A 25,858-nucleotide genomic window follows, 5' to 3' on the forward strand; every position below is an offset into this window, starting at 1 on the left:
TGCGGTGGGTCAGCCAAAGCATCTGGTGACTGATCCATTGCATTCGCGAGCAAGCCCGCTCCCACACTTTGTCCTGCGGTGTTACTAAAGGCTGATTACAGGTCGCCGTAGCCCAGGGAGCGCAGTGCACGCTCATCATCGGACCAGCCACCCTTAACCTTCACCCACAGGTTAAGCATGATCTTGGAATCGAACAGCAATTCCATGTCCTTGCGCGCCTCGGTGCCGATGCGCTTGATGCGCTCGCCCTTGTCGCCAATGATGATTTTCTTCTGGCCGTCACGTTCGACGAGGATCAGCGCATGGATATGCAGGGTCTTGCCCTGCTGCTTGAACTCTTCGATTTCCACGGTGATCTGGTACGGCAGTTCGGCGCCCATCTGGCGCATGATTTTCTCGCGTACCAGTTCAGCGGCGAGGAAGCGGCTGCTGCGGTCGGTAATCTGGTCTTCCGGGAAGAAGTGCTCGTTCTCCGGCAGGTAGCCGGCGATCACCCGCTCCAGGGCTTCGAGGTTGTGCCCGTGCTGGGCCGAGATCGGCATGATCTGGGCGTTCGGCAGTTGTTCCTGCAACCAGCTCAGGTGCGGCATCAGCTCGGCTTTGTCTTCGATGCGGTCGGTCTTGTTCAGCGCGACGATCAAAGGGCCGGTGACGTACTGCACACGCTCGAGGACCATCTGGTCTTCATCGGTCCACTTGGTGCGGTCAACCACGAAGATCACCACGTCGACGTCTTTCAACGCCGCCGAAGCGGTCTTGTTCATGTAGCGGTTCAGGGCTTTCTCGCCACCTTTGTGCATGCCCGGGGTATCGACATAGACCGCTTGCACGTTGCCTTCGGTCTTGATGCCCAGCATGTTGTGGCGGGTGGTCTGCGGCTTGCGCGAGGTGATCGCCAGCTTCTGCCCGAGGATGTGGTTGAGCAGCGTGGACTTGCCCACGTTGGGACGGCCGACGATGGCAACATAGCCACAGCGTGTTGCGGTTGAATCAGTCATGGCCATTCTCCACGCCCAGGGCAATCAGTGCTGCAGCGGCCGCTACCTGTTCGGCAATACGACGGCTCACACCCTGACCTCGGCTTTTTTCGTTCAATAAGGTGACTTCGCATTCGACGAAGAACACACGGCAATGCGGCTCACCCTGGATATCCACCACTTCGTAGCGTGGCAGTTCGCAGCCGCGCGACTGCAAAAATTCCTGCAGGCGGGTCTTGGGATCCTTGTTGGTATCCACCAGGGTCAGGCTGTCGATTTCCGACGCCAGCCAGGCCATGACCCGCTCCTTGGCCACTTCCATCCCGGCATCGAGATAGATCGCGCCGATCAGGGCTTCCAGGGCATCGGCCAGGATCGACTCGCGACGGAAACCGCCGCTTTTCAACTCGCCGGACCCCAGGCGCAGGTACTCGCCCAGGTCAAAACCACGGGCCAGTACGGCCAGGGTCTCGCCTTTCACCAGGCGCGCGCGCAGGCGCGACAGCTGGCCTTCACGGGCCAGGGGGAAGCGGTTGAACAAGGCTTCGCCAGCGGCGAAGTTGAGAATGGCATCACCGAGGAATTCCAGGCGTTCATTGTTGCGCCCGGCAAAACTGCGATGTGTGAGGGCAAGGACCATCAATTCCTGGTCCTTGAAGGTGTAGCCGAGCTGACGCTCAAGACGACTCAAAGAAACGCTCACGGTTTACCTACTTTCAGTACGTGGCGGCAAAGGCCATCGACGATTAACGCTGTGTTCAAATTCAAATCCTGGCAATGCTGCGTATCGCTCGAGGCCGGACCAATGTCCAAGCCCCAGAAAAGCATTCGGCGCTGTGTTCACAGCGCCGCATGGATTACTTGATCAGCCCCACCCGCGAGAAATTCGGCAGGTGGCTGAGTTTGGGTTCGGGCCAGCTCATCCAGACCGCGAAGGCCTTGCCGACGATATTCTGGTCCGGAACCATGCCCAGCAGCTCCTTGGGAATGCTTGGATCATCCCAGTAGCGGCTGTCGTTGGAGTTGTCGCGGTTGTCGCCCATCATGAAGTAGTGCCCGGCAGGCACGGTCCACTGGTTGTCGGGCGGCGAACGGTAGCGGCTCATTTCCTTGCGGATCTGGTGCTCTACCGCCCCGAGTTTTTCCTCGTACAGCTCGGCGCTGCCCAGGGTATTCGGCTCGGCACCGATGAGTTTCTCAGCCACCGACTCGCCATTGACGAACAGGCGTTTGTCGCTGGTGTAGCGAATCACGTCACCCGGCAGGCCGACCACACGCTTGATGTAGTTGACGTTCGGGTCGCTTGGGTAGCGGAACACCATCACATCGCCGCGCTGCGGATCACCCACCTCGATGATTTTCTTGTCGATCACCGGCAAGCGGATCCCGTAGGAAAACTTGTTCACCAGGATAAAGTCGCCCACATCCAGGGTTGGCTTCATCGAACCCGAAGGAATCTGGAACGGCTCTACCAGAAACGAGCGCAGCACCAGCACGATGAACAACACCGGGAAGAACGACTTGCCGTATTCAACCAGCAGGGGCTCTTTGTTCAGCTTCTCGATCACCACGCCATCGGGCTGGCTGACGCTGCCCTGATAGGACGCGATGGCCGCCCGGCGACGCGGGGCGAAGAACAGCAGATCGAGCAGCGCCAGGAAGCCACAGACGGCAACGGCGATGACCAGCAACAGCGGGAAATTTAGTGACATAGGACCTAACTATCCAACCTGAGCACCGCAAGGAAGGCTTCTTGTGGAATTTCCACGTTACCCACTTGCTTCATGCGTTTTTTACCGGCCTTTTGCTTCTCAAGCAGCTTGCGCTTACGGCTGACGTCGCCGCCATAGCATTTGGCCAGTACGTTCTTTCTGAGAGCCTTGACGGAGGTCCGCGCAATGATCTGCCCGCCAATGGCGGCCTGGATCGCAACGTCGAACATCTGGCGCGGAATCAGTTCCTTCATCTTCTCGGTCAACTGGCGACCTTTGTAGTGCGCATTATCCTTGTGCACGATCAGCGCCAGGGCATCGACCTTGTCGCCGTTGATCAGCACATCGAGCTTCACCAGATTGGCCGATTGATAACGGTCGAAATGGTAATCCAGCGAAGCATAGCCGCGACTGGTGGATTTGAGACGGTCAAAGAAGTCCAGGACCACTTCGTTCATCGGCAAATCGTAGGTCACTTGGACCTGGGTACCGAGGAACAGCATGTCGTGCTGCACGCCACGCTTTTCGATACACAGGGTAATGACGTTGCCCAGGTGTTCCTGCGGCACAAGAATATTGGCGCGCACGATCGGTTCGCGCATGTCTTCGATCGACGACAGATCCGGCAGCTTGGACGGGTTGTCGACGTAAATCGTTTCACCGGTTTTCAGCGCCAGCTCAAAAATAACGGTTGGCGCGGTGGTGATCAGGTCCAGGTCGTACTCGCGCTCCAGGCGCTCCTGGATGATTTCCATGTGCAGCATGCCCAGGAACCCGCAGCGGAAGCCGAAGCCCAGGGCGTCGGAGCTTTCCGGGGTGTACTGCAACGACGAGTCGTTGAGGGTCAGCTTTTGCAGGGCTTCGCGGAAATCCTCGAAGTCATCGGAGCTGACCGGGAACAGGCCGGCGTAGACCTGGGGCTGGATGCGCTTGAAGCCTGGCAGCACGTCGACATCAGGCGTCGAGCTCAAGGTCAGGGTGTCACCGACCGGCGCACCGTGGATGTCCTTGATACCGGCGATGATGAAGCCTACTTCACCGGCTTTCAGATCAGTGGTAGCGGTGTGCTTGGGGTTGAATACACCGACGCTGTCCACCAGGTGGATCTTGCCGGTGGACTTGACCAGAATCTTGTCGCCCTTCTTCACCCGGCCATGGCGCACGCGTACCAGGGACACAACGCCCAGGTAGTTGTCGAACCAGGAGTCGATGATCAACGCTTGCAGCGGATCTTCGTAGTTACCGGTTGGCGCAGGAATGGTCTTGACCAGGCGCTCGAGCACTTCGTCGACACCCAGGCCGGTCTTGGCGCTGCACTCGACGGCGTCGGTGGCGTCAATGCCGATGATTTTTTCGATTTCTTCCTTCACACGGTCCGGATCGGCCTGTGGCAGGTCGATCTTGTTCAGCACCGGCATGACTTCCAGGCCCTGCTCGATCGCGGTGTAGCAGTTGGCCACGGACTGGGCTTCAACGCCCTGCCCCGCGTCCACCACCAACAGCGCGCCTTCGCAGGCGGCCAGGGAACGGCTGACTTCGTAGGTGAAGTCGACGTGGCCCGGGGTGTCAATGAAGTTCAGCTGGTACTTGATACCGTCTTTGGCGGTGTAGTACAGGGTAACGCTGTGGGCCTTGATGGTGATCCCGCGCTCGCGTTCGAGGTCCATGGAGTCCAGGACCTGGGCTTCCATTTCACGCTCGGCAAGGCCGCCGCACATCTGGATGAATCGATCGGCCAGCGTCGACTTACCATGGTCAATGTGGGCGATGATGGAGAAATTGCGGATATGACTCAAATCACTCACGGATCAACACTCAAAAAGGCTGCAGGCAGATTGCCCGCTGAAAAATAGCCGGGAATTGTACCTGATGCTCAGGCCAGACGTCATCTTTGACGACCAATAACAAAAATGCCCCGTTCTTGCGAATGGGGCATTTTTTGTTCAACAACCGCGGATCAACCGGCCCGCCGCAGCAGCCAGAACCCGGCCAGGGCACAGATGCCGGTCGGCACCAGCACCGCAAACAGCGGCGAGAAGCCGAATACCAGGCTCGACGGCCCCAGCAGGTCCTGGGCAATGCGGAAGGTGAAACCGACCAATACCCCGGTAAATACTCGCTGGCCCAGGGTTACCGAGCGCAACGGGCCGAAAATAAACGAAATCGCCATCAGCACCAGGGCAGCCGTCACCACCGGCTGCAACACCTTGACCCAAAATGCCAGCCAGTAGCGGCCGTTGTTCAGGCCCTGGTCCTTGAGGTAGTGGATGTAGCTCCACAAACCGGAGATCGGCAGGCTTTCCGGGATCATCACCACGGTATTGAGCAGTTCCGGCTTGAGGGCGATGTCCCAGGTCTGTGTCGGCTCGTTGATCACCTCGGTGCTGGCCTCGGTGCCTTTACCGGGGTTGCGGAAATGGGTGGTGGTGACATCGCTCAGCACCCACTGGTTGTCATTGAACTGTGCCCGCTTGGCAAAGCTCGACGACAGCATGTGGCGCTCTTCATCAAAGCGATAGCGGGTCACCCCCACCAGCAGGCCACCGGGTTGCACGGCGTTGATGTGGATAAATTCATCGCCCTGGCGGTGCCACAGGCCCCGCTTGGAGCTCTGCGCATCGCCCGAGCCCTGGGCCAGCGCACGGTTGGCCTGGGCGGTGGTTTCCGCCGGTGGCGCCACGTATTCGCCGATCAGCACGCTGGCGGCCATCAGCAGCAGCATGGGTTTCATCACCGCCCAGACGATACGGGCAATGGACACCCCGGCGGCGCGCATGATGGTCAGCTCGCTGTTGCTGGCCAGGCTGCCCAGGCCGATCAGGCAGCCGATCAGTGCGGCCATCGGCATCATGTCGTAGAGCCGGCGCGGGGCGGTCAGCGCCACGTAGCTCAGTACGTCAGTGACCGTGTAGGTATCGGTGACGTTGCCCACTTCATCAATGAAGGCAAACAACGACGCCAGGCCGAGGATGATGCCCAATACCGCCAGGATGGCGACCAGTACGCTGCTACCGATGTAGCGATCCAACTTACCCACGAGCCATCTCCTTCATGCCGCGACGGCTCTGCATTTTCAAACGAATCGGTTCCCAATACAGCAGGCCCAGGCCAATCACCAGGAAGATGCCGTGGACCCACCACAGCCCCAGGGTCGGCGACAGCTTGCCCTTCTCCAGGGAGCCACGAGCGGAAATCAGGATGGTCAGGTAGGCCATGTACAGCAGGATCGCCGGCAGCAGCTTGAGGAAGCGGCCCTGGCGCGGGTTGACCCGGGACAGCGGCACCGCCATCAAGGTGACGATAAACACCAGCAGTGGCAGGGAAATACGCCATTGCAGCTCGGCAATCGAGCGCAGTTCCTTGCTGCCGATCAGGGCTGAGGTCGGGATGGCATCGCGGTCAGTGACCTCGTTGCTCACATCCGGCCGGGCCAGCATGACCCCGTAGGTCTCGTACTTGATGGCGCGGTAGTCGGCCTGGCCGGGGCTGCCGTCGTAGCGATAGCCGTTTTCCAGGATCAGGTAGCGGCTGCCGTCCGGACGCACTTCCTGGCGCCCGCTATCGGCCACCAGTACCGAAATGCCTCGGTCTTTCTTGTCCTGGCCCAGGCGCTTCTCGGAGATGAACACACCGCCGAGGTTGGCCCGATCGTCGGTCATGCGCTCGGTGTAGGTTACGCGGGTGCCGTCGTTGAGCGCCTGGAAGCGCCCCGGTTCGAGGGTGTCGAACTCGGTCATCGCGTCCTGTTTGTTGAGCACCAGTTGAAATTGCATGGCGCCCTGGGGCGCCAGGCTCAGGCTCAGCCAGGCCACTACCAGCGCTACGCCGGTGGCCGGGACCATGGTCATGGCCAGCAGACGCTGCTGGCTCATGCCGGTGGCCGACAGCACGGTCATCTCGCTTTCGAGGTAGAGCCGGCCATAGGCCAGCAGGATCCCGAGAAACAGGCCCAGGGGCAGGATCAGCTGCAAGAAGCCAGGCAGGCGGAACCCCATGATCAGGAACAACGAGCCCGGATCCAGGGCACCCGAGGCGGCCTGGGCCAGGTATTTGACGAAACGACCACTCATGATGATGACCAGCAGTACCGCACTCACGGCACTCAGGGTCAGCAGAACTTCGCGGGACAGATAACGGAAGACGATCAAACCAGACACTCCAGGGTTGTCAGGCTAAGGCGGCCAAACAAGCAAGCATATCAAGTCGCCCCGTTGACACGGGCCGGCGAAAAAGATGGCGCATTATCCTGTGATTGTCCGCGCCTGTCACGGAGCTTGCTCACACCCATGCACAAAGCTGGCGTCAAGGGTTGTCAGGCTCGGGCGACGCGGTACAAACTGCGGGCTTTGTCGCGGCCGTCTACAGGCGGCCCAGCCCACAGGCCGGAGTACAGACTCCAGGCTCTTTGACCTTATATAAGGGACCCGAACATGGAATTGGTTGTAAAAAGCGTTAGCCCCGAAACGTTGAAGACCGCCACCCTCGTGGTCGCCATCGGCGAAGGCCGCAAGCTCGGCGCGGCCGCCAAACAAGTCGATGAACTGAGCGGTGGCGCCATCAGCGCGGTGCTCAAGCGTGGCGACCTGGCCGGCAAAGTCGGGCAAAGCCTGCTGTTGCAAGGCCTGCCGAACCTCAAAGCCGACCGCGTGTTACTGGTGGGTGTGGGCAAGGATGCCGAACTGGGCGACCGCCCGTTCCGCAAGATCATCAGCGCCATCCTCAACACCCTCAAGGGCCTGGGCGGCAGCGATGCGGCACTGGCGCTGGACGAAATCGTGGTCAAGGGCCGCGACAGCTACGGCAAGACCCGCCTGTTGGCCGAAACCCTACTGGACGGTGGTTACACGTTCGAACAGTTCAAGAGCCAGAAAGCCGAACCCCGCGCCCTGAAGAAAATCACCCTGCTGACCATCAAGGCCGCCCAGGCTGAAGTACAGCGCGCCACCACCCACGCCCAGGCCATCGCTGCGGGCATGGCGTTCACCCGCGACCTGGGCAATATGCCACCCAACATCTGCCACCCGACCTACCTCGGTGAACAGGCCAAGGCCTTGGGCAAAGAATTCAAGGGCCTGAAAGTCGAAGTCCTCGACGAGAAGAAGATCAAAGAACTGGGCATGGGCTCGTTCTATGCCGTGGGCCAGGGCAGCGACCAGCCGCCCCGCCTGATCGTCATGCAATACAACGGCGGCAAGAAAGCCGACAAACCGTTCGCCCTGGTCGGTAAAGGCATCACCTTCGACACCGGCGGCATCAGCCTCAAGCCGGGTGCCGGCATGGACGAGATGAAGTACGACATGGGCGGCGCCGCCAGTGTGTTCGGTACCCTGCGCGCCGTGCTGGAGCTCAAGCTGCCGATCAACCTGGTGTGCATCCTGGCCTGTGCCGAAAACATGCCGAGCGGCGGTGCTGCCCGCCCAGGCGATATCGTGACCACCATGAGCGGCCAGACCGTGGAAATCCTCAACACCGACGCCGAAGGCCGCCTGGTGCTGTGCGATGCCCTGACCTACGCCGAGCGCTTCAAGCCCCAGGCAGTGATTGATATCGCCACCCTGACCGGCGCCTGCATCGTCGCTCTCGGCTCCCACACCTCGGGCCTGCTGGGCAACAACGACGAGCTGGTCGAGCAATTGCTCAGCGCCGGCAAGGCGGCCGACGACCGCGCCTGGCAGTTGCCCCTGTTCGATGAGTACCAGGAGCAACTGGACAGCCCGTTCGCCGACATCGCCAACATTGGCGGGCCAAAGGCCGGCACCATCACGGCGGCGTGCTTCCTGTCGCGTTTTGCCAAGAACTTCAACTGGGCCCACCTGGATATCGCCGGCACCGCCTGGACCAGCGGTGGCAAGGACAAAGGCGCTACCGGCCGTCCGGTGCCGTTGCTGACCCAGTACCTGCTGGATCGCGCCAAAGCCTAAACGCAACCCTGTAGGAGCCGATTTACAGGCTCCTACAGGTTTTTGCGTGCCTGCCTGGAAATGTAATGACCCAAGTCGACTTCTATATATTGCCCAGCGCCGATCCGTCGGCTCGCCTGGACTTTGCCTGCAAACTCACGGAAAAGGCCTGGCGCATGGGCCACCGCATCTACCTGCACTGCAGCGATGCCGCCCAGCGTGACGACCTCGATGCCCGCCTGTGGCGCTTCAAGGGCGAGAGCTTCGTGCCCCACGGCCCCGCAGAATCGGAGCCGGACAGCCAGGTGGTGCTGGGTGTGGGCGACAGTTGTGGCGATCACCATGACCTGCTGGTCAACCTGGATCTGAAAGTGCCAGCCTTCGCCAAGGGGTTTGCCCGGGTCGCGGAAGTGGTGGTGGAAGATCCGGCTATTCGTCAGGCCGCGCGTGAGAGTTTCCGTTTCTACCGCGAACAGGGCTATTCTCTGCAAGATCACCGATTACAGCGACTCTGAGCACATGATGGACACTTCAAACCCGCTAAAACCGTCTGACCACCTGCTGGACGACCTCGAGTCGATCCGCCAGTTGCTGGGTGATGACAACCTGCAACCGCCGCTGCTGACCGATACTGTCGCAGAAGAGGTACAGATCCCCCTGCTGTTCGATACAGTCGGCGCCAAGCCAGCCGCCGCCGCGCCGGTCGAACCGCCCGTCGCCCAGGCAGCACCTGCCGCCGAAAAAGCCCCCGATGCCCTGTTGTTGCACCTGGACAACGAACTGCGCGCCGCTGCGCAATTGATCATGCAGGACGTGATCGACGACTTTGCCCCGCATATCGAAACCGAGATCAAGCGCCGGATGGATGCGCGGATGGAGCGGTTGCTTAGCCAGTACCAATCCTAAGCCACATAGATATCCCCTGTAGGAGCGGGTTTGCCCGCGATGGCGGTGGATCAGTCGATTTGTCGATGACTGACACACCGCTATCGCGGGCAAGCCCGTTCCCACATTTGACCCGCGCCAGCCTTAGCCCCTCTCTTCGTCTCGCCCTCTCCCCTATCCCTCGTTATACTTGCCGGCTTTCCTGAATAAATGCCAACTAGGGTCCCGCCGCGCATGGATAAGACCTACCAGCCGCACGCTATTGAAACTTCCTGGTACCAGACCTGGGAGTCCGAGAACTATTTCGCTCCGCAAGGTGCGGGCGAGTCCTACACCATCATGATTCCGCCGCCGAACGTCACTGGCAGCCTGCACATGGGCCATGGCTTCAACAATGCGATCATGGATGCGTTGATCCGTTTCCGCCGTATGCAGGGCCGCAACACCCTGTGGCAGCCAGGCACCGACCACGCGGGTATCGCCACCCAGATGCTGGTGGAGCGCCAACTGGAAGCCACTGGCCAAAACCGTCACGACCTGGGCCGCGAGAAGTTCCTGGAGAAGATCTGGGAATGGAAAGACCATTCCGGCGGCAATATCAGCCGTCAGATCCGTCGTCTCGGCTCGTCGGTGGATTGGAGCCGCGAGCGCTTCACCATGGACGATGGCCTGTCGGAATCGGTCAAGGAAGCCTTCGTGCGCCTGCATGAAGATGGCCTGATCTACCGTGGCAAGCGCCTGGTCAACTGGGACACCAAGCTGCACACAGCGATTTCCGACCTTGAAGTGGAAAACCACGACGAGAAGGGTTTCCTGTGGAACCTCAAGTACCCGCTGGCCGACGGCGCCAAGACCGCCGAAGGCAACGACTACCTGATCGTCGCTACCACCCGTCCGGAAACCATGCTCGGCGACGCTGCCGTAGCGGTTAACCCGAACGACGAGCGTTACCAGGCACTGATCGGCAAGTTCGTCGAGCTGCCGCTGGTAGGCCGCCGCATCCCGATCATCGCGGACGACTACTGCGACCCTGAATTCGGCACCGGCTGCGTGAAAATCACCCCGGCCCACGATTTCAATGACTATGAAGTCGGCAAGCGCCATAACCTGCCGCTGCTGAATATCTTCGATAAAAACGCTGCCGTACTGCCCGCCTGCCAGGTGTTCAACCTCGACGGCACGCTGAACGACAGCATCGACGGCAGGATCCCGGCTGAGTTCGCCGGTCTCGATCGTTTCGAAGCACGTAAGCAGATCGTTGCCGCATTCGATGCCGCCGGCCTGTTGGTCAGCGTGGACGACCACGCCCTGAAAGTGCCAAAGGGCGACCGCTCCGGCACCGTGATCGAGCCGTGGCTGACCGACCAATGGTATGTGTCGACCAAACCGTTGGCCGAGCCGGCGATTGCTGCCGTGGAAGACGGCCGTATCCAGTTCGTGCCCAAACAGTACGAAAACATGTACTTCTCGTGGATGCGTGACATCCAGGATTGGTGCATCAGCCGTCAATTGTGGTGGGGCCACCGCATTCCGGCCTGGTACGACGAGTCAGGCAAAGTCTATGTCGGCCGCGATGAAGCCGAAGTGCGCGCCAAGCACAACCTCGGCCCGGACGTGGCGCTGCAGCAGGACAACGACGTACTGGACACCTGGTTCAGTGCCGGCCTGTGGACCTTCTCGACCCTGGGCTGGCCGCAGCAGACCGAGTTCCTGAAGAAGTTCCACTCCACCGACGTGCTGGTCACCGGCTTCGATATCATTTTCTTCTGGGTTGCCCGGATGATCATGCTCACCATGCACTTGGTGAAGAATGAAGACGGCACCCCGCAGGTACCGTTCAAGACCGTGTACGTACACGGCCTGGTACGTGATGGCCAGGGCCAGAAGATGTCCAAGTCCAAGGGCAACGTCCTGGACCCGCTGGATATCATCGACGGTATCGACCTGGAAACCCTGGTGCAGAAACGCACTTCGGGCATGATGCAGCCAAAACTGGCGAAAAAAATCGAGAAGCAGACCCGCGACGAGTTCGCCGACGGCATCGCCAGCTACGGCACCGACGCCCTGCGTTTCACCTTCTGCTCGCTGGCGTCCACCGGTCGCGACATCAAGTTCGACATGGGTCGCGTCGAAGGCTATCGCAACTTCTGCAACAAGATCTGGAACGCAGCGCGCTACGTGCTGGACAAGGGCGAAGACTGTGGCCAGAACGGCGAAGCCTTTGAGCTGTCCCTGGCTGATCGCTGGATCATCTCGCAGCTGCAGCGCACCGAAGCCGAAGTGACCCGCCAACTCGACCAGTTCCGTTTCGACCTGGCCGCCCAGGCCTTGTACGAGTTCATCTGGAACCAGTATTGCGACTGGTACCTGGAACTCTCCAAGCCGGTGCTGTGGGACGAGAACGCGCCGGTCGAGCGCCAGCGCGGTACCCGTCGCACCCTGGTGCGCGTGCTGGAAGTGGCGTTGCGCCTGGCGCATCCGTTCATGCCGTTCATCACCGAAGAAATCTGGCAGCGCCTGGCGCCGCTGGCCGGTATCGAAGGCAAGACCATCATGCTGCAACCTTGGCCAGTGGCCAATGAAGCACGCATCGACGAGGCTGCCGAAAGCGACATCGAATGGCTCAAGACCCTGATGCTCGGCACGCGCAATATCCGCGCCGAGATGAACATCGGCCCCGGCAAGCCTTTGGCGGTGTTCGTGAAGAACGCCAGTGCCGAGGACCAGCGCCGTCTCACCGAGAATGACGCCCTGCTCAAGAAGCTGGCGAAGCTGGAGTCGATCACCGTATTGGCTGACGGCGCCGAAGCACCGCTGTCTGCCACCGCACTGGTCGGCGAGATGGAAGTGCTGGTGCCGATGGCCGGCCTGATCGACAAAGGTGCCGAGCTGGCGCGCCTGGACAAGGAAATCCTGCGCCTGCAGGGCGAAGTGCAGCGCGTGGGCGGCAAGCTGTCCAATGCAGCCTTCGTGGACAAGGCCCCGGCCGAAGTCATCGACAAGGAACGCGCCAAGCTGGCCGAGGCCGAACAGGCGTTGGGCAAGCTGGCGGAGCAACATGCGCGGATTTCCAGCCTGTAAGAGGCAACCCGCGTAAAAAAAGAGACCTTCGGGTCTCTTTTTTTTGGCCCTGGAAAACACCCCGCTTCCCACATTTGCCCGGGGCGGGCTCAGGATGTGTGACAATGGCCGCCACTTTGAGCCAACACCAGAATCATCATGACCGCCCCCAGCACACCCAAACCGCCCCGCAAGAAGCCGAAAACCGCCGCCACAGCCAAGCCCGTGGTGCCACGCAAAGAGGCCACTCTGCATCCGCGCAACCGCCACCAGGGCCGTTACGACTTCCCGGCGCTGATCAAGACCACGCCGGAACTGGCCCAGTACGTGATCCTCAACCCCTACGGCAAGGAAAGCATCGACTTCGCCAGCCCGGACGCGGTGCGGGTGTTCAACCGGGCGCTGCTCAAGGCGTTCTATGGCGTGCAGCACTGGGATATCCCGGCTGACTACCTGTGCCCACCGGTGCCAGGGCGTGCCGACTACGTGCACTTCCTCGCCGACCTGCTGGCCAGTGTCAACGACGGCAAGATCCCCCGTGGCTCGATCGTCAAGGTGCTGGATATCGGCATGGGCGCCAACTGCGTCTACCCGCTGATCGGCTACATGGATTACCGCTGGAATTTCCTCGGTTCCGAGATTGACCCTACCGCCGTGGCGGCCGCCAAGGCCATCGTGCAGTCCAACGACCTGAGCAAGGTCATCCAACTGCGCCTGCAAACCAACCCGAAACATATTCTGCTGGGGCTGCTGGAGCCGGGTGAGCGTTTTGACCTGACCATGTGCAACCCGCCGTTCCATGCCTCCATGGACGAAGCGACCAAAGGCAGCGAGCGTAAGTGGCGCGCCCTGGGCAAGGCCGACCCCAAGCGCAAGTTGCCGGTACTGAACTTCGGCGGCCAGTCGGCAGAGCTATGGTGTGAGGGCGGCGAAGCGCGGTTTGTCACGCAATTGATCGCCGAAAGCGCGCATTTCGCCCATAAAGTGCTGTGGTTCAGCACTCTGGTGTCAAAAGCCTCCAACCTGCCTGCCATCGAGACCGCGCTGAAAAAAGCCGGTGCCCTGGAAAGCCAGGTAGTGGAGATGTCCCAGGGCCAGAAACAGAGCCGTTTTGTGGCCTGGACCTTCCAGACCAAGAACGAGCAGCAGATCTGGCGCCAGCGCTGGGTGCGCTAGAGGTAAATCGCAGGCAACAAAAAACCGTGCCCGGATCGCTCCGGTGCACGGTTTTTTTTGCTGCGTCTTACTTGTTGATCGAGTCGGTCAGGCCTTTGGCCACAACCAGCTTGATCACTTTCTTCGCAGCGATTTCGATGGCAGCGCCAGTCGAAGGGTTACGGCCGGTACGGGCTGGACGCTCGGTCACTTTCAGCTTGCCAACACCTGGCAGAGTGATTTCGCCGCCGTTGTCCAGCTGGTCACCAACGATCTGAGCCAGTTGCTCCAGTACGGCACGTACTTGAACCTTGGTGGTATCAGTGGATTCGGCGATATCAGCGATCAGTTGGTCTTTAGTCAAAGCCATTGTGGTGTTCCTTCCCTATCAAATTCATTTGGATTGCAGAGTGCAGTGTCAGCCATCGAGCCCGACCGTCATGGCCTGGCACCCCTGGCCATAACCGCGAGAGATCGGGGTTATAGATGCCTGAAACGGGGTTTGGTTCGACCTGACAAATGCTGAATGCACGCTTAACGCCGATACATCGCGTAAGACCGGGCAAAACTAGCACAGAGACGGGGAAATATCCGCTTCTACCTACCCATTTGGTCAGCTTTATCGCTCTAAACCGTGAAAAAAAGGCATATGACCCGTCAGAGGCCTCCCGAAACCGCTTCAAACGACGCCGCGACCAACGGGTGCGGTACACTGGCGACTTTTTCCGGGAGGCCAACCGCTCCCGCTCAACCAGCCGAGAAGCCCATGCCGATCCGTCATTGCATCGTCCACCTGATCGACAAAAAACCCGACGGCACGCCCGCAGTTCTCCACGCCCGTGACTCCGAATTGGCCGAGTCCGCCGCCATCGAGAACATGCTCGCCGACCTCAACGAGAGCTATAACGCCAAACAAGGCAAGGCCTGGGGTTTCTTCCATGCCGAGTCCGGCGCGCACCCGTTCAGTGGCTGGTTGAAGGAATACTTCGAAGGCGGCAAGGATTTCACCGCCTTCAGCCGGATTGCCGTGGAGCATCTGCAAAAACTGATGGAGGAGTCCAACCTCTCCGTCGGCGGCCACGTGTTGTTTGCCCACTATCAACAGGGCATGACCGACTACCTGGCCATCGCCCTGCTGCACCACAGCGAAGGCGTGGCAGTGACCGACGAGCTGGACGTGACGCCCTCGCGCCACCTGGACCTGGGCCAGTTGCACCTGGCGGCACGCATCAACGTGTCCGAATGGCAGAACAACAAGCAGTCCAAACAGTACATCTCGTTTATCAAGGGCAAGAACGGCAAGAAGGTCTCGGAGTACTTCCGCGACTTTATCGGCTGCCAGGAAGGCGTCGACGGTCCGGGCGAGACTCGCACCCTGCTCAAGGCCTTCAGTGACTTCGTCGAAAGCGAAGACCTGCCGGACGAGTCCGCCCGCGAGAAAACCAAGACCCTGGTGGATTACGCCAGCAGCCAGGCCAAGCTCGGCGAGCCGATGGGCCTGGAAGAACTGTCGGGCCTGATTGATGAAGATCGGCCAAAGGCCTTCTACGACCATATCCGCAACAAGGATTACGGCCTGTCGCCGGAAATCCCGGCGGATAAACGCACCCTCAACCAGTTCCGCCGCTTCACCGGGCGCGCCGAGGGCCTGTCGATCAGCTTTGAAGCGCACCTGCTGGGCGACAAGATCGAGTATGACGAAGCCGCCGGCACCCTGATCATCAAGGGCTTGCCGACCCAACTGACCGACCAGCTCAAGCGCCGTAACTGATGCTCGGCGGGGTACTGAAGAAAGTCCTGCTGGTGTTGCTGGTGGTGGTGGCGATCCAGAACTGGGGCAAGATCGAGCGACTGTTCAATCCGTCGCAGGTCGTCCCGGAGCAGGTACGCGCCACTGCCCGGGTCACGCTGTACAGCACCGAGTGGTGCGGGTACTGCAAGCAGACCCAGCGGTTCCTCGATCAGAAGGGTATCCCCTACAAGACCGTGGACATCGAGAAGGATGCCCAGGGACGCAAGGCTTATGAGGCCCTGGGAGGCGGCGGGATTCCATTTGTGGACGTGAATGGCACGCAGATCCGCGACTACAACCCGGATGCCATCCTGTCCGCCCTGAACCTGTAGGCGCGAGCAAGCCCTAATGCCGACCCGTTAAGCGAACGCAATGCTCAACGCAGCGAAGACCAAATGTGGGAGCGGGCTTGCTCGCGAAGACGTCGGCCCAGCAAACATTGATGTTGACTGACCAGCAAGCCCGCTCCCACAGGGGATCTGCACCTGACTGAACGGCATTCGAGCAAACCCGCGCCTACAGCGGTTTGATTAACGGATTAAGAAGCCCAGGCGCGGAAAGTGCACATGCACGGTGCCGCCACGCTCATCCTCGCGGCGCAGGATCAACTCTTCGCGACCGGCAAACACCAACTCCCCCGCCACCGGGTCGACGCCATAGTCGGTCGCGGCGATGGTCACTTGCTGGCCGACCTTGAACCCGTTGGGATCTTCAAACACTTCATCCGGCAACGCCGCAGGCGCGCTATCGCGGGCGATTTCCAGGGCCTGCCCGGCATTCATCTCGCTGGCGGTGCCATGCCCGAAGCCCAGCACCCGAGCAAGCCAGGCGCTGGCAGCCGGATAGTTATCCACAAGCGGCGAGGTCACTGATGAGCCTTTGAGGAACCACAACGGATGGGCCATGGCGAAGTCGGCAATCGACGGTTCGCCAAACAGGAAATCCCCTGACTGACGCTGCAACTGTTGCTCAAGCCGCGCAATGATTGCCGGCCACTGGTGCCGCGCCACCTCCAGCGGCATGCGGGCGGCGCTACCGTCGCCGAACATCTTGCTACGGTCGGCGACCAGCACCTGCAGCAACTGCGGTGGCACCTTGGCAAATTTCACGGCCAGGGATTCGGGTTGGAACACCAGGGCCACGGCATGGGAAAACACCACTGAATCGGCCCAGGCGGCAAAACTTTGGCTGAGCAGTTCCTGGCCTTCGGGAAACAGCGGCGGCGTGGCCTTTTCCTGTTCCAGGCGACGGGCGATCAGCGCGGTGTCGCAATAAATATCCGCGCCCACCTGCAGCACCGGGGTTTTGCGGTAACCGCCGGTCAGGGCCGTCAGGTCCGGCTTGGGCATCACCGGGGGAATGATCACCGAATGCCAGGACAGCCCTTTGAAGCCCAGGAGCAGGCGGGCTTTTTCCGCGAAAGGGGATTGGGGGTAGTGGTGCAGGATCAACTCAGACATGCCGGACTCCGCCAGATGAAGGAGCGGCCAGATTATCGCGCAAAACCCCGGCGGCCTAGCCATTGGCCTGATGGGAACTGATCAGTCAGATTGATAAGCCCGGGCCAGACACTCCTTGGCGCTTTTCTTGAGCTTCTTTATCAGGCGTTCCTGGCGCAGGGCTTCGCCCTTGCTCGCGCAAGCCTCGGTATACACCAGCGCCACCGCCGGGCTGGACAGAAAAAACCGCGCGCCCTTGCCGCTCTGGTGCATCGCAAAGCGGCGCAGCGGATCGTTGCTGATCCCGCAATAGAGCGCGCCATTGGCCGCCCGGACCAGGTAGACAAACCAGGGTTTGGGCGCGACAGGTTCAGGTGGGCTGTTCACAAAAGGTTCTGGCAAACGAAAAGAGCGCCAATCTTATCAACGACTGGCCTGGAACGCCTTCAACCCTTTCAACGCCTGGCCGCGCACCGCGTTGCGCACCAGCGGCGTCCAGCCCAGCAGCAGGCCCTTGGCGCCCAGGGCCTGACGCGACCAGCGCCACAGGTCGAAATGGTCGTGGTGCTCGCAGATCTTGCCGTCGCGAAACACAAAGCGCGCCTGGATATCGTTGACCACCGTGCGGCCGGTCTGGCTGAACAGGTAGGTCGCCACCCAGTGAGCACTGCCTTTGTTGTCGTCACTGTGTACCTGGTCGAAGGTCAGGGAAAAGTCCTTGGCCCGGGTGGTGAGCATGCGCCACATGTCGCCAGCATCGCGCCCGCGCAATTCGCCGAACGCCGGGTCGCTGAACAGCACATCCTCGGTGTAGCAGGCACTCATGGCCTCGGCATCCAGGCGCTGGAAGGCGCCATAGAATTCGTTGATCAGGGCGTTATGGGCGTCGCTCATGGGCAGCATCCGGCAAAGGGTTGAAAGTCACTTACGATAGTGTGCATGGGCCTGCAACACCATCGGCATTGATCTGCGGAATACCTAGGGCACCATCCCGCAGCTGCGAGCATAGGCGAACAGATCCACGTCGGTGGAAATACACAGGCGGTTCATGGCCGTGCTTTTCTGTTTGCTGATGGTAGAAATGCTGCGATTGACCCGCGCGGCGATCTGACTGACCGTCATGCCACTGGCGAGCATGCGCACCACTTCGCGCTCCTTGCCGGACAACTGCGGCTGTTGCGACTGGTCGCCCGTACCCGCCTCCACCAACTGCACCCGCAGGCATTCGCTGACAAAGGTCTGGCCGGCGTGCACGGTCTTGATAGCCAGGGGCAACTCCTTGGCCGAGGCACTTTTGGCGACGATCGCCTGTGCGCCGTGGGCAAAGGAGGCGCGCAAGGTGGCGACGTTGGCAAACATGGTCACCAGAATCACCGGCAACCTCGGGTACTGGCGGTGCAACAGGCTCAGCAGGCCATAGCCGTCAGCCTGCTGGCCGCCCGGCATAGCGAAGTCGGTCACCAGTACGTCGCAGGGCGTGGTTTCCAGCAACCGCAGCAGTTCATCGGGGCCATCGGCCTCCCCCACGACTTTGCACCGACCATTCGCCTCGATTACCACTCTCTGCCCGATACGCACAATGGGATGATCGTCAGCAATAATTACGCGAAGCATAAATACCCACGGATGATGGCAACTTGAATCCGCGCAAAATACCTGCGCCGGTCCCCTTCAACAACTGCCTGAGCTCCCGGTTTTTTCATCACGATCAATGTTTGGTAGCCAGCCCGGCAACACCTACAAAATAAAAAGAAAACGCCTACACCAAAAACTTTCAACACAGACTTCCATTTACCTACAAATCGACAAAGGCATCACAGCGAGCCCAAGTAAGTGAGGTAGGTATGCAAGTCAGCCTGGAACGCTTCCAGCTGCGACGCGCTCAATGCTATGCCCTGGGCATGGACGCGCTCGATCAGGCGCATGCCTCGCAACTCCAGGTCCGCCACCCCGAGGAAGGCCAGGCTCCCCACCAGGCGATGCAAGCGCTCGGCGGTCAACGGCGCATTCAGAGTCCGGCACGCATGAGCCAGGCCGACACTGTCCTCCCGGGCTTCGCAAAGCAGGCTGGCGAGCATCTGGTCCACTACAAGAGCATCGCCAAAGGTTTCAATCAGGCCGGCACGGGTCGGCCAGAGTGCCGAAACGGGCACCGGCGCCTGCACATCGGCCGGGCCTGGCAGCCACAATGCCAATACGCTATGCAATTGCCCCAGGGACAACGGCTTGAGCAACCAGGCATCCATGCCTGCATCGCGGCAACGCTGGGGGTCGTCATGCACCAGGTTACCGGTCAAGGCAATGATCGGTACCCGCCTCTGGGCGTTAGCGTGTTCACGCAGACGGATTGCACGGCTCATGGTGTAGCCGTCCATATGCGGCATCTGACAATCACTGATCACCAGGTCGAATCGTCGTTCGGTAAGGGCTGCCAGCCCGTGCTGCCCGTCGCCGACCAATTGATGGCCCAGCCCGAGCTGTTTGAGGAACCACCCCATTAAGATACGGTAGGCGGAGTGGTCTTCCACCACCAGTACCTTGAGGTGCTGCCAGTGCACAGGCGGTGTAGGCGAAGGTGTCGGTTCACGGGAAAGCACTGCGTTGGAAAATACGCCAGTCTCCATGGTCACCTCATGATTGCGATGGGTCCTGCAACGCCCAGCGCTCGTAGTAGGCCGGCAACGCTGACGCAACAGCCAGGGGACGTGCGAACACTTCACAAGACTGCTATCGCACTACAAAAGTAGCCTTATGAAGGCGGTCATGACGATGCAAAAACTACGAAAAAACCAACTTTCCTACAAAACAAATTAACTTATTCCGACACGCTCCAAACTGATTTCCCTCTCCCGCCGATTGTCGTAATAGTTGTATTTCCCCTGCCCAGTCTCCCCGCTAAATTGCGCCTACCCCGAGAAGAGGGAGCTCAGGCGCCGCCCCGCAGCAGCCCTGAAACCCATAAGCCCAAGCCGCCTTGTAAGCCACCCTTCACAAAGGGCAGGTATTGCCGTGTGCGCCTTATCAGCCGAACCTGCACTGGAACAACCTGAACATGAACAAGTCGTTAAACCTGGTGGGCACCGCCCTGTTGCTCGCCAGTGCCTCGTCGGCCTTTGCCGCCAGCACCGTGGACCTTACGGTCAAAGGGCTTATCACCCCAAGCGCCTGCACCCTCACCGTGCCGGGCGCTATCGACTTCGGGAAAATCTCGGCCAAAGACCTGAACCCGGACACACAAACACGAATTGAAGACAAGACCCTGCAACTGACTGTGAATTGCGAGGCCATGACGCTGTTTGCGATCAACCCTGTCGATAATCGGGCAGGTACATCGCACGGCACCAATGCCTCAGGCTATGGCCTGGGGCTGATCAATGGCACGGAAAAACTCGGGATGTATGTAGTGATCGTGCGTAACCCCGTCGCCGACATCCCATCGCAAATGCTGCAATTTCGCGATGGCACATGGCGCATGCAGTGGGACGACGACTATGTCGCGCCCAACCGGTTGATTGCATTCGGCAGCTTTGTCCCGGATGTCGGTTACTTGCCGCACCCCCTCGAAACCGCATCCGTGGAGATCGTGCTCAATACCTGGATTGCCCCGGCAAACACGCTGACCCTGACCGATGAGGTGGCGCTGGACGGTTCGGCAACCCTGGAAGTGAAGTACCTCTAAACCGGTCGACGCTGCTTGGACCACTCCAGATAAAGGGCCCTATGTCTATGAACGCTTTTGCCTCCAGACTCCTACTGACATTGCTGTTCACACCGGCGGCATTCGCCGCCAGCACCACCGACCTCGCCGTCAAAGGCACCATTACGCCCAGCGCCTGCGCACCGTTGATCTCAGGCGACGGCACCATCGACTTCGGGAAAATGTCGGCCAAGGACCTCAACGCCGACCAGCACACCAAACTGCCCAATCAATCCATGCTACTGAGCGTGCGCTGTGAAGCACCGACGCTTTTCACCCTGAACACTGTCGACAACCGTGCCGGCTCCTCGGCCAACCACGACAACTGGCATGGCCTGGGCATGACGCCCGAGGGCGAGAAACTGGGAGGGTCCGCCTTTCATCTCTACACCCCGATAGCTGACGGTGCCCCGGTACGGACCATTACCTCGCGAGACGGCGGCGTGACGTGGGAACTGACCAATATGCTCAACCACACCCTGGTGACGGCAGTTGCGAGGGGCAATGACCTGGTACCTATCGCCGTCCGCGCCTTGGACGCGGAGATCCGCCTGTACACCCACATTGCGCCTGCCGATGGCCTGACCCTGACCGACGAAGTCCCCGTCGATGGGCACGCCACGGTCCAGGTCAACTATCTGTAACGCCACACACAGCCCCAATCGAAAGGAACTCGCTCCCATGAAACCCGTGTTCACCGCCATCGCCACCAGCCTGCTGCTGCTTGGCTCTGCCACCAGTTACGCGGCCTCCACCGTCGACCTGACCGTCAAGGGTCTGATCGTACCCAGCGCCTGTACGCCTAACATGGACCATGGCGGAATCGTCGACCATGGCAAGATTTCCGCGAAAGACTTGCATGCGGACAGCTCCACACAAATCGGCACCCACGTCCTGATCCTGGGGGTCACGTGCGATGCCCCGATTCAATTTGCCCTGCACGCCATCGACAACCGCGCCGGCTCGTCCCCCACTGCGGCCCAGTTCGGCCTGGGCTTGATCAACGGCACGCAAAAACTGGGCTGGTTCGGGTTGACGCTGCGCAACGCGGTCGCCAACGGAATACCGATGCAGCCGATTGCATCCGCAGACGGCGGCAATACCTGGTACAGCGAAAAGTTCTGGAATCCAGGTTTGTACATGGCCGCAGCCAGCATGGATGACGCCACCCAGCCGGCCTCCATCCAGGAGCTGGTGGCGGAACTGGTAGTGGAAACCAGCATTGCCCGTACCGACGGCCTGGACCTGAGCAACGAGGTCACCCTCGATGGTTCCGCCACCCTTGAAGTCAAGTACCTGTAACCCTTGGACGCCCATGCCTGGCTGAGACTTGCGGGCATGGGTATTTCTTTCGTATCGGCCGTGTCTACTTCGGCCAGTGGCGCCCACCGATGAACACCTACCCTCGCCTTCTGGCGATCTGGCTTTTGCTGACGAATGGCGCAGCGGCCTTCGCCGCGTCTTCTGTCGATATCACGGTAACGGGGCGGCTGACGCCGGATGCCTGCCACGTGACGCTGTCAGAGGACGGCACGGTTAATCATGGGAAAATTCCCGCCCACACCCTCAACGCCAACGAGTTCACCGTACTACCGGGCCAGTTGCTGGAACTGAAGGTGCAATGCACCAGGCCGATGTTGTTTGCCCTGGTGGGGCTCGATAACCGCGCGCAATCCTCACTGGCCCCTGGTTTCTTCTATGGCTTGGGCCGAAACATCCACGTCCCGGCCGAGCGCCTGGGGTCCATCGCCCTGTCCTACCGCAACCCCCAGGGCGACTCACAGCCCATGCAGGTCCTGGCCTCCACCGACAGTGGCGAAACCTGGCGCCCGGAACCCAATGCGTACCCCAAATCCTATGTCGGCTTTGCCCTGCCCGGAGATCGCCAGCCGGACTTCATCGGCCAGTTGACGACTCAATTGCGCATCGACACGTCGATCAACTTCACCCAGTACCTGACCCTGAATCAGGAGGTGCCGCTCGATGGCTCCATCGTGCTGGACCTGCGTTACCTCTGACCTCTTCACGCTGCCCCAATGGAAGACCCCGGCATGACCACAACCTTACTCAAAACAACAACCTGCTGGCTTGCCCTGTCGCTGCTGCTTGGCGCACAGGCCCAGGCCGACGGCATGGTGCCGGACACCTCCGTGGTGATTATTTACGAAGCCGAGGGTGAGGCCGCCGTTTCAGTGACCAACACCGACGGCCAGCTCGCCTTGTTGCACGTCACCCTGGAAGACATTCCCGAAGACACCGAACCCCTGCTGGTAGTCACGCCGCCACTGTCACGGGTGGAGCCGGACAAATCGCAATTGGTCCGTTTCATCCTGCAAAGCCAACAACCGCTGCGTACCCAGCGGCTCAAACGGGCGATCTTCGAAGGTATGCCCCAGGGCCGTTCCGCGGCCAAAGCCGGGCACGCACAGGTCGGCGTGACGGTGCGCCAGAACCTGCCGGTGATCATCCACCCCAAGGGCCTGGCCCTCAATCGCACGCCCTGGACCAGCCTGACCTGGTCGCAACAGGGCAGTACCTTGCACGTGCGCAACGACAGCCCGTATGTGGTGCGCCTGGCCCAGGACCTGCGCCTGCTGCCCGGTGACGGCAAAGCCATGCTGCCTCGCACCTACGTGTTGCCCGGGGAGACCCTGAGTGTGCAGGCCAGCGGCGGCCCCGCCACTAAAGTGCGACTGCAACCGGCCACCGTCTACGGCTTTGCGGCTGCCGCCTACGAAGCCCCGATCATCTGACGAGCAACAAGAGGTTCCCGCCCCGCCACAGACGCCCTTCAATCGAGTGCCTTTCGTGAAAACAATATTGAGCTCCCGTGACGGCGAAGCAGTGCCCGACACCCCCGCTCGCCTTGCCTTCCCCGCGATGCTGCTGGCCTGTGCCTTATTGCCGGGCAAAGCCTGGGCCGAAGCACGGCCCGGCTTCGACGCCACCACCCTGCACCAGCGCGGCATTGACCCACAGTTGGCCAACCTGCTGCTGGACGCCCCGCGCTTTGCCGCCGGCAGGCAGGCGGTGAGCCTGCGGGTCAACGGCCAGCCTCGTGGGCGCCTGGAGGTGGGTTTTGATCAACAGGGCGTACTGTGTTTTGACCGATCCTTGCTGGACGCCGCCAACCTGACGATCCCCGGCGACGAAGGGCCCTGCCATGATTTTCTCGCGCAGTACCCACAAAGCCTGGTGGAGCCGGACCCCGCCAGCCTCAGCGTGTCCCTGGTGGTGCCAACCGATGCATTGCGCCCGGTGCAACAGGACGTCTCGGGCTATGAAACCGGCGGCGTCGCCGGCTTGCTCAATTACGATCTCACAGGGTTCTATAACCGCTTCGGCGACGGCAACAGCCGGTTTGGCTCGGCCAATACCGAGGTGGGTTTCAACGCCGGCGACTGGATCATGCGCAGCCGCCAAGTACAGACCTGGCAGGATGGGCTGTCGCGCAGCACCCATCTGGAGGCCTATGCCCAGCGCACCTTTGCCAGCCATCAAGCCGTGCTGCAAGCCGGGCAGATCAGCCTCTACAACCCGGTGTTATCCGGTGCGCAGATCACCGGGGTCCAGGTTCTGACCGAACAGGCTCTACTGGAACAGGGGCAAAGCGCGACCATCGACGGTATTGCCAACAGCCCGGCGCAAGTCGAGGTGCGGCAGAACGGCGCGTTGATTCACTCCACGGTGGTGCCCGCCGGCCCGTTCTCCCTGACGGACGTACGGCGCCTGAACTCGCGTTCGGACGTCGAAGTCACGGTCAAGGAAAGCAGCGGCGGCGAGCGACGCTTCACCGTCCCCGCCGCCATGCTCGGCCTCGGGTTGCCAGCACCGGGGTACTCGGTGGCGGTGGGCCGTGTGCGCAATATCGGCGATGCCCAGGGCGACGATCCGTGGGTCGCCAGCGCGGGCTGGACCGGTGCCGTGCACTCGCAACTGTCCCTGGGCAGCGGCGTGCTGATGTCCAGTGAATACCGGGCTGCGGGGCTGAGCCTGGGTTGGCTGCCGTGGCTGGACAGTCAGATCCAGCTGTCCACACAGCTCGCCGATACCCAGGCGCGGGATAAGGTCCGTGGCCTGCAAACCGACCTGTCCTGGGCCCAGCGCCTGAATGATCAATGGTCGTTCAGCGTGGCCAATTCCTGGAGGACACCGGGCTATCGGGAACTGGAAGAAGCCACCTACGCGCCCGACACCACCCAGCAACCGCGCTCCCGTTATCGCGATCAACAAAGCGCCACGCTGGGCTGGTCCCACCCGTGGCTGGGGGCTTTCAGTGCCGGGGTTTCGCGCTCGAGCAGCGCTGACGGCGAGAGCAGCAGTCGCGGCCTGGCGTCCTGGGGCACCAGCGTCGGCGGGGTGTCATTGTCGGCCAGTGCCGAGTGGCAGATGGGCGGGCGCCAGCAGCAGGACAACGCGGTGTACCTGAACGTCAGCCTGCCCCTGGGCGAGAGCCGCCGCGTGCGGGCCTGGGTCCGCAACTCGGGTGGCGAACATCGCACGGGGCTGGGGCTGAACGAACAGATCGACGATCAATTGAGTTACCGCGTCAGCGCCGAACACGACACCCGCGACCAGCAGGTCGAAACCACCCTCGGCCTCTCGGCCCTGCCCCGCTACAGCCAACTCGATTTCAGCTACAGCCGCGCCGATGCCGAGCGTTCGAGCTATCAGGGCAGCGCCCGGGGGGGCGTGGTGCTGCATGGTGGCGGTGTCACGTTGTCGCCGTATGCGGTGCGCGACACCTTTGCCGTGGTGGCGCTGGGCGACATGGGCGGTATCAAGCTGAGCACGCCCAGCGGCCCGGTGTGGACCGACTGGCAAGGCCAGGCCGTGGTGCCCCAGGTGAGCGCCTATGGCCGCAGCCCGGTGGAAGTGCAGACCCGCTCGCTGCCGCGCAACGCCGATATCAACAACGGCCTGACCATGATCTCGGCCGGGCGCGGCGCCGTGCAACGGGTCGAATTCGGCGTGACCTTGACCCGTCGAGTGTTGCTCACCGCGCGCACCGCGCAGGGGGCGTTGCTGCCCCGTGGCGCCTCTGTCAGTACCGCCAGCGGCGAGTTCGTGACCCTGGTGCAGGACGGTGGCCAGGTGTTCCTGCCCAACGTGCTGGAGCAGTCCGAATTGTGGGTCAGCGCACCAGAGATGGAGCGCTGCCGGCTGCAATTTGAACTGTCGGCCAAGGGCGATCCCCAGGTGTACTTCGAAACCGCGCCAGCGAGCTGCAACGCCTTATGA

The 25,858-nt window shown here is 61.1% G+C and carries 25 protein-coding genes; 13 read left to right on the plus strand and 12 right to left on the minus strand.

The genetic code is table 11. The features are described from left to right. Nucleotides 1–95 precede the first annotated feature (95 nt). The 6 genes from era to lptF form a co-directional block, all read right to left on the minus strand. Nucleotides 96–998, minus strand: coding sequence for a GTPase Era (era, locus tag HBR93_RS01405; RefSeq protein ID WP_029297473.1), 903 nt, complete (start codon nucleotides 996–998; stop codon nucleotides 96–98). Beyond that, entirely contained in the window at nucleotides 991–1,680 is a 690-nt protein-coding gene (gene rnc, locus HBR93_RS01410) for a ribonuclease III (protein ID WP_029297476.1), read from the minus strand. Before rnc ends, era begins: the two co-directional genes overlap by 8 nt. 154 nt (nucleotides 1,681–1,834) lie before the next feature. Beyond that, entirely contained in the window at nucleotides 1,835–2,689 is an 855-nt protein-coding gene (gene lepB / locus HBR93_RS01415) for a signal peptidase I (RefSeq protein WP_057438278.1), read from the minus strand. Between the two features lie 5 nt (nucleotides 2,690–2,694). Beyond that, nucleotides 2,695–4,494: a translation elongation factor 4 gene (gene lepA / locus HBR93_RS01420; protein WP_003210439.1), complete on the minus strand. Its 1,800-nt coding sequence runs from the start codon at nucleotides 4,492–4,494 to the stop codon at nucleotides 2,695–2,697. A 152-nt stretch (nucleotides 4,495–4,646) separates the two neighbouring features. Further along, complete coding sequence (gene lptG, locus HBR93_RS01425; protein ID WP_115128928.1) at nucleotides 4,647–5,726, minus strand: LPS export ABC transporter permease LptG; 1,080 nt, start codon at nucleotides 5,724–5,726, stop codon at nucleotides 4,647–4,649. After that, nucleotides 5,719–6,837, minus strand: coding sequence for an LPS export ABC transporter permease LptF (gene lptF / locus HBR93_RS01430; RefSeq protein WP_057438274.1), 1,119 nt, complete (start codon nucleotides 6,835–6,837; stop codon nucleotides 5,719–5,721). The genes lptG and lptF overlap by 8 nt, the downstream gene beginning before the upstream one ends. Before the next feature lie 282 nt (nucleotides 6,838–7,119). Between lptF and HBR93_RS01435 the strand changes: the two genes are divergently transcribed. From HBR93_RS01435 to rlmF, 5 genes are all read left to right on the plus strand, one after another. Continuing rightward, on the plus strand, nucleotides 7,120–8,610 hold the full coding sequence (locus HBR93_RS01435; RefSeq protein WP_057438272.1) for a leucyl aminopeptidase: 1,491 nt from the start codon (nucleotides 7,120–7,122) through the stop codon (nucleotides 8,608–8,610). A 65-nt stretch (nucleotides 8,611–8,675) separates the two neighbouring features. Then, the gene (locus HBR93_RS01440) at nucleotides 8,676–9,104 is read left to right on the plus strand and encodes a DNA polymerase III subunit chi (protein ID WP_057438270.1); all 429 of its coding nucleotides are present in this window, start codon (nucleotides 8,676–8,678) and stop codon (nucleotides 9,102–9,104) included. 7 nt (nucleotides 9,105–9,111) lie between these two features. Beyond that, nucleotides 9,112–9,495 (plus strand): DNA polymerase III subunit chi, encoded by a 384-nt coding sequence (locus tag HBR93_RS01445; RefSeq protein WP_169959721.1) that lies wholly within the window; start codon nucleotides 9,112–9,114, stop codon nucleotides 9,493–9,495. Nucleotides 9,496–9,708: 213 nt separating this feature from the next. Beyond that, nucleotides 9,709–12,555, plus strand: a complete 2,847-nt coding sequence (locus HBR93_RS01450; RefSeq protein WP_169959722.1) for a valine--tRNA ligase — start codon at nucleotides 9,709–9,711, stop codon at nucleotides 12,553–12,555. 138 nt (nucleotides 12,556–12,693) lie between these two features. After that, on the plus strand, nucleotides 12,694–13,710 hold the full coding sequence (rlmF, locus tag HBR93_RS01455; RefSeq protein WP_057958549.1) for a 23S rRNA (adenine(1618)-N(6))-methyltransferase RlmF: 1,017 nt from the start codon (nucleotides 12,694–12,696) through the stop codon (nucleotides 13,708–13,710). Nucleotides 13,711–13,777: 67 nt separating this feature from the next. Here rlmF and HBR93_RS01460 read toward each other — a convergent pair whose 3' ends face one another. Further along, nucleotides 13,778–14,059, minus strand: a complete 282-nt coding sequence (locus HBR93_RS01460) for an HU family DNA-binding protein (protein WP_038443110.1) — start codon at nucleotides 14,057–14,059, stop codon at nucleotides 13,778–13,780. A 396-nt stretch (nucleotides 14,060–14,455) separates the two neighbouring features. On the opposite strand from HBR93_RS01460, the gene yejK reads away from it, so the two are divergent. Beyond that, the gene (gene yejK / locus HBR93_RS01465) at nucleotides 14,456–15,460 is read left to right on the plus strand and encodes a nucleoid-associated protein YejK (RefSeq protein WP_038443112.1); all 1,005 of its coding nucleotides are present in this window, start codon (nucleotides 14,456–14,458) and stop codon (nucleotides 15,458–15,460) included. Then, a complete protein-coding gene (locus HBR93_RS01470; protein WP_057438267.1) occupies nucleotides 15,460–15,813 on the plus strand; it encodes a glutaredoxin family protein in 354 nt (117 codons plus the stop codon). The genes yejK and HBR93_RS01470 overlap by 1 nt, the downstream gene beginning before the upstream one ends. A gap of 198 nt (nucleotides 15,814–16,011) precedes the next feature. Here the strand turns inward: HBR93_RS01470 and HBR93_RS01475 are convergent, their stop codons facing one another. The 5 genes from HBR93_RS01475 to HBR93_RS01495 all read right to left on the minus strand — a co-directional run bounded on the left by HBR93_RS01475 (nucleotide 16,012) and on the right by HBR93_RS01495 (nucleotide 19,544). After that, on the minus strand, nucleotides 16,012–16,941 hold the full coding sequence (locus tag HBR93_RS01475) for a glutathione S-transferase family protein (protein WP_057438265.1): 930 nt from the start codon (nucleotides 16,939–16,941) through the stop codon (nucleotides 16,012–16,014). Nucleotides 16,942–17,022: 81 nt separating this feature from the next. Then, nucleotides 17,023–17,307, minus strand: a complete 285-nt coding sequence (locus tag HBR93_RS01480) for a GIY-YIG nuclease family protein (RefSeq protein WP_057444436.1) — start codon at nucleotides 17,305–17,307, stop codon at nucleotides 17,023–17,025. A 36-nt stretch (nucleotides 17,308–17,343) separates the two neighbouring features. Continuing rightward, nucleotides 17,344–17,814, minus strand: a complete 471-nt coding sequence (locus tag HBR93_RS01485; RefSeq protein ID WP_120734108.1) for a nuclear transport factor 2 family protein — start codon at nucleotides 17,812–17,814, stop codon at nucleotides 17,344–17,346. An 84-nt stretch (nucleotides 17,815–17,898) separates the two neighbouring features. Then, the gene (locus HBR93_RS01490; protein WP_057438263.1) at nucleotides 17,899–18,534 is read right to left on the minus strand and encodes a response regulator transcription factor; all 636 of its coding nucleotides are present in this window, start codon (nucleotides 18,532–18,534) and stop codon (nucleotides 17,899–17,901) included. A 200-nt stretch (nucleotides 18,535–18,734) separates the two neighbouring features. Then, complete coding sequence (locus tag HBR93_RS01495) at nucleotides 18,735–19,544, minus strand: response regulator (protein WP_057958546.1); 810 nt, start codon at nucleotides 19,542–19,544, stop codon at nucleotides 18,735–18,737. A 428-nt stretch (nucleotides 19,545–19,972) separates the two neighbouring features. On the opposite strand from HBR93_RS01495, the gene HBR93_RS01500 reads away from it, so the two are divergent. From HBR93_RS01500 to HBR93_RS01525, 6 genes are all read left to right on the plus strand, one after another. After that, nucleotides 19,973–20,599 (plus strand): DUF1120 domain-containing protein, encoded by a 627-nt coding sequence (locus tag HBR93_RS01500; protein ID WP_057438259.1) that lies wholly within the window; start codon nucleotides 19,973–19,975, stop codon nucleotides 20,597–20,599. A 47-nt stretch (nucleotides 20,600–20,646) separates the two neighbouring features. Further along, nucleotides 20,647–21,261: a DUF1120 domain-containing protein gene (locus HBR93_RS01505; protein WP_115128931.1), complete on the plus strand. Its 615-nt coding sequence runs from the start codon at nucleotides 20,647–20,649 to the stop codon at nucleotides 21,259–21,261. Nucleotides 21,262–21,298: 37 nt separating this feature from the next. After that, entirely contained in the window at nucleotides 21,299–21,919 is a 621-nt protein-coding gene (locus HBR93_RS01510; protein ID WP_115128932.1) for a DUF1120 domain-containing protein, read from the plus strand. Nucleotides 21,920–22,008: 89 nt separating this feature from the next. Then, the gene (locus HBR93_RS01515) at nucleotides 22,009–22,635 is read left to right on the plus strand and encodes a DUF1120 domain-containing protein (RefSeq protein WP_115128933.1); all 627 of its coding nucleotides are present in this window, start codon (nucleotides 22,009–22,011) and stop codon (nucleotides 22,633–22,635) included. 33 nt (nucleotides 22,636–22,668) lie between these two features. Continuing rightward, a complete protein-coding gene (locus HBR93_RS01520) occupies nucleotides 22,669–23,370 on the plus strand; it encodes a fimbria/pilus chaperone family protein (RefSeq protein WP_115128934.1) in 702 nt (233 codons plus the stop codon). Nucleotides 23,371–23,425: 55 nt separating this feature from the next. Further along, complete coding sequence (locus HBR93_RS01525) at nucleotides 23,426–25,858, plus strand: fimbria/pilus outer membrane usher protein (protein ID WP_346266837.1); 2,433 nt, start codon at nucleotides 23,426–23,428, stop codon at nucleotides 25,856–25,858.

Source organism: Pseudomonas sp. WS 5411, from assembly GCF_012985595.1.
Classification (GTDB): domain Bacteria; phylum Pseudomonadota; class Gammaproteobacteria; order Pseudomonadales; family Pseudomonadaceae; genus Aquipseudomonas; species Aquipseudomonas shahriarae.

What these genes read in the sequence shown, in the direction of transcription:
- HBR93_RS01485 (WP_120734108.1), bottom strand. Translation starts at nt 17,814, where the DNA reads ATGAGCGACGCCCATAACGCCCTGATCAACGAATTCTATGGCGCCTTC.
- HBR93_RS01470 (WP_057438267.1), top strand. Translation starts at nt 15,460, where the DNA reads ATGCTCGGCGGGGTACTGAAGAAAGTCCTGCTGGTGTTGCTGGTGGTG.
- HBR93_RS01490 (WP_057438263.1), bottom strand. Translation starts at nt 18,534, where the DNA reads ATGCTTCGCGTAATTATTGCTGACGATCATCCCATTGTGCGTATCGGG.
- HBR93_RS01460 (WP_038443110.1), bottom strand. Translation starts at nt 14,059, where the DNA reads ATGGCTTTGACTAAAGACCAACTGATCGCTGATATCGCCGAATCCACT.
- HBR93_RS01505 (WP_115128931.1), top strand. Translation starts at nt 20,647, where the DNA reads ATGAACGCTTTTGCCTCCAGACTCCTACTGACATTGCTGTTCACACCG.
- HBR93_RS01475 (WP_057438265.1), bottom strand. Translation starts at nt 16,941, where the DNA reads ATGTCTGAGTTGATCCTGCACCACTACCCCCAATCCCCTTTCGCGGAA.
- era (WP_029297473.1), bottom strand. Translation starts at nt 998, where the DNA reads ATGACTGATTCAACCGCAACACGCTGTGGCTATGTTGCCATCGTCGGC.
- HBR93_RS01515 (WP_115128933.1), top strand. Translation starts at nt 22,009, where the DNA reads ATGAACACCTACCCTCGCCTTCTGGCGATCTGGCTTTTGCTGACGAAT.
- HBR93_RS01440 (WP_057438270.1), top strand. Translation starts at nt 8,676, where the DNA reads ATGACCCAAGTCGACTTCTATATATTGCCCAGCGCCGATCCGTCGGCT.
- HBR93_RS01445 (WP_169959721.1), top strand. Translation starts at nt 9,112, where the DNA reads ATGGACACTTCAAACCCGCTAAAACCGTCTGACCACCTGCTGGACGAC.
- HBR93_RS01520 (WP_115128934.1), top strand. Translation starts at nt 22,669, where the DNA reads ATGACCACAACCTTACTCAAAACAACAACCTGCTGGCTTGCCCTGTCG.
- HBR93_RS01450 (WP_169959722.1), top strand. Translation starts at nt 9,709, where the DNA reads ATGGATAAGACCTACCAGCCGCACGCTATTGAAACTTCCTGGTACCAG.
- HBR93_RS01500 (WP_057438259.1), top strand. Translation starts at nt 19,973, where the DNA reads ATGAACAAGTCGTTAAACCTGGTGGGCACCGCCCTGTTGCTCGCCAGT.
- rlmF (WP_057958549.1), top strand. Translation starts at nt 12,694, where the DNA reads ATGACCGCCCCCAGCACACCCAAACCGCCCCGCAAGAAGCCGAAAACC.
- HBR93_RS01435 (WP_057438272.1), top strand. Translation starts at nt 7,120, where the DNA reads ATGGAATTGGTTGTAAAAAGCGTTAGCCCCGAAACGTTGAAGACCGCC.
- lepB (WP_057438278.1), bottom strand. Translation starts at nt 2,689, where the DNA reads ATGTCACTAAATTTCCCGCTGTTGCTGGTCATCGCCGTTGCCGTCTGT.
- HBR93_RS01495 (WP_057958546.1), bottom strand. Translation starts at nt 19,544, where the DNA reads ATGGAGACTGGCGTATTTTCCAACGCAGTGCTTTCCCGTGAACCGACA.
- HBR93_RS01510 (WP_115128932.1), top strand. Translation starts at nt 21,299, where the DNA reads ATGAAACCCGTGTTCACCGCCATCGCCACCAGCCTGCTGCTGCTTGGC.
- yejK (WP_038443112.1), top strand. Translation starts at nt 14,456, where the DNA reads ATGCCGATCCGTCATTGCATCGTCCACCTGATCGACAAAAAACCCGAC.